This window comes from Streptococcus mitis, from assembly GCF_001579035.1.
Lineage (GTDB): Bacteria > Bacillota > Bacilli > Lactobacillales > Streptococcaceae > Streptococcus > Streptococcus mitis_J.
Genome location: NZ_KQ970285.1, coordinates 450,677 through 453,269, shown reverse-complemented (window position 1 = coordinate 453,269; position 2,593 = coordinate 450,677). Strand labels below are relative to the sequence as shown.

At 36.7% G+C, this 2,593-nt stretch carries 3 protein-coding genes; 2 read left to right on the top strand and 1 reads right to left on the bottom strand.

What is annotated here, in order from left to right; genetic code table 11:
- Positions 1–30 precede the first annotated feature (30 nt).
- Complete coding sequence (rlmD, locus tag SMIDD26_RS02280) at positions 31–1,386, bottom strand: 23S rRNA (uracil(1939)-C(5))-methyltransferase RlmD (protein WP_061438773.1); 1,356 nt, start codon at positions 1,384–1,386, stop codon at positions 31–33.
- Positions 1,387–1,442: 56 nt separating this feature from the next.
- Between rlmD and SMIDD26_RS02275 the strand changes: the two genes are divergently transcribed.
- Positions 1,443–2,219: an aminoglycoside 3'-phosphotransferase gene (locus SMIDD26_RS02275; protein ID WP_061438772.1), complete on the top strand. Its 777-nt coding sequence runs from the start codon at positions 1,443–1,445 to the stop codon at positions 2,217–2,219.
- 9 nt (positions 2,220–2,228) lie between these two features.
- Positions 2,229–2,593, top strand: a 365-nt coding sequence (locus SMIDD26_RS02270) for a regulatory protein RecX (RefSeq protein ID WP_061438771.1), incomplete at its 3' end; no start/stop codon positions are given.

The window sequence follows — 2,593 nt, the reverse complement described above, 5'->3', positions numbered from 1 at the left end:
CCGACTTTTCAAACTTTGTCAACACCTTTTTTAAACTTTTTTTATTAATTTTACAACAGCTTCAGTTCGAGCTGTATGTGGGAACATATCGACCGACTGGATATAATGAAGATCATAGACTTCTACTAAGCGTACCAAATCACGAGCCAAGGTCGAAACATTACAAGAAATATAAACCATTTTTTCTGGTACATAAGTAAGAATAGTATCTAATAACTTATCATCCAGACCTGTACGTGGTGGGTCCACAATCAGAGCATCTGCTCGGTAGCCTTCCTTGTACCAACGAGGAATAATCTCTTCTGCTGTTCCAGCTTCATAATGCGTATTGTCAAATCCCATTCTTTTAGCATTTCGCTTGGCATCTTCAATAGCTTCTGGAATAATATCCATACCTCTGAGTGTTTTTACTTTCTTTGCAAAGGCAAATCCAATCGTTCCAACTCCACAATAAGCATCAATCAAATGGTCTTCTTTATTTACATCCAAGGCTTTTACCGCCTCGTTATAAAGAACCTCTGTTTGTTCAGGATTTAGTTGATAGAAAGCTCGAGGAGATAGTGAAAATTCATAATCGAGTACACCTTCTTGAATACTCTCTTGTCCCCAGATAATCTCTGTCTTTTCACCATAAATCTCACTGGTTTTAGCTGTATTTGTATTCACAGCTACTGTCACAACTTCTGGAAAATCTTTAACTAAGTCTTTCACTAGTTGGGTAAAATTAAGCTGACGATTTGTAACAATAATAATCTGAACCTGTCCAGTCTTTCTTGCTCGTCGAACCATTATAGTTCTAACACCTAGAACTTTTCTCTCATCCGTGATTGGAATTTGGTGAAAAGTAAGTAATTCCGCTAGACGATTAGCAATCACTTGGGTTTCCTTGTCTTGTACCAGGCAGTCTTTCAACTCTACTAAATAGTGAGAATTTTGTGCATATAAGCCCGCCTTGACCTGATTCTTAAATTTTCGAGTCTGAAATTGTAACTTAGCACGGTAATATTTTGGTTCCTGCATACCAATTGTCGGACGAATTTCATAGTTTTCATATCCTGTAGGAGCAAATTTTTTCAGCGCTTGATGAAGCAAATCCGTCTTGAACTCCAGCTGCTTATCATAATGCAGGTGCATGATTTGGCAGCCTCCGCACTCATTATAAATAGTACAAGCTGGCACAACTCGAAATTTAGACTTCTTGTTGACCTTTAATAATTTTGCCTCAACAAAGTTGCGTTTAATAGAAGTAATCTGACAATAGATATCTTCGCCTTTGAGAGCACCGGGTACAAAGACTAAAGTTTTTTGGTAAAAGCCAATTCCCTCACCATTAATTCCCATACGCTTGATTTTTAATGGTATTTTTTGTTTTATTTTTAGATTCATAGGTCTATTATACCATGGAGTTTCTAAGATATTTAAGAATATGTTACAATAAAAGCATGAATTCAAAAACACCTCGCTTTAGTATACTAGATTTCCCTGAACAATTACGAAGCTATATCAAGGGAGCTAATCTCTCTGATAGTTCTTCTCATTCAAGTGCAACTGTCCTATATATAGATTCAGGTTACTATTTAAAAATAGATCAAAAAGGCAGATTAGCTCAAGAAGCTAAGATTGCAACTTGGTTCGAAACTGAAGGATTGGGAACCCCAGTGATTATCTATTTATCAGCAAAAAAGGACTTCCTTCTGACCAAAGAAGCCATTGGCAGAAACGCTCTCGATTTTTTAAATCAACCCGAAAAACTCTGTCAAACTCTGGCACAAGCATTAAACAAACTTCACAGTCTTAAACCACAATCTTTTCCGTCGGAAAATCATCTGAAGCGTTATAAAGAAAAAGCCTTAAAAAACTATCAGAAGGGGACTTTTTATAACAAGACTCTTCTGCCTCAATTTCATATTCACAGTCGTGAAGAAGCTTACCAACTGATACAAGAGAAAGGTCTCCTTCTCAAAGCTGATGCTTTTATTCATGGAGATGCCTGCCTGCCAAATTTCATCTTGAAGGATGCCTCGCATTTTTCTTGCTTTATTGACTTGGGATTGGCTGGTTTTAGTGACCGACATATCGACCTCTTTTGGGCAATTTGGTCCCTTCATTACAACCTACAAGATGCTACGTATGCTGAATTATTTCTCGACTATTACGGTAGAGAATATGTAGATATGGATAAACTCCGACTTGTTGCAGCTTTCGAAGCATTTAGATGAAAGGAAATTATGAAAATCACAAAACTTGAAAAGAAAAAAAGACTCTATCTGATGGAGCTTGATAATGGCGACAAATGCTACATCACCGAAGATACAATTGTTCGTTTTATGTTATCGAGAGATAAGGTGATAAGCGAAGAGGAATTGAAAGAGATTCAGGACTTTGCTCAATTTTCTTATGGTAAGAATCTGGCCCTCTACCATTTATCCTTTAAAGCACGCACTGAAAAAGAGGTCAGAGAATATCTAAAAAAATACGATATTGATGCAAAAACAATTTCTCAAGTCATTGTTAATCTTAAAGAAGATAAGTGGATTAATGATAGCCAGTACGCTTATGCTATCATCAATGCCAATCAACTTTCAGGAGACAA

Excerpts from the sequence above, each read along its gene's own strand:
- SMIDD26_RS02275 (WP_061438772.1), top strand. The coding sequence starts at position 1,443 with ATGAATTCAAAAACACCTCGCTTTAGTATACTAGATTTCCCTGAACAA.
- rlmD (WP_061438773.1), bottom strand. The coding sequence starts at position 1,386 with ATGAATCTAAAAATAAAACAAAAAATACCATTAAAAATCAAGCGTATG.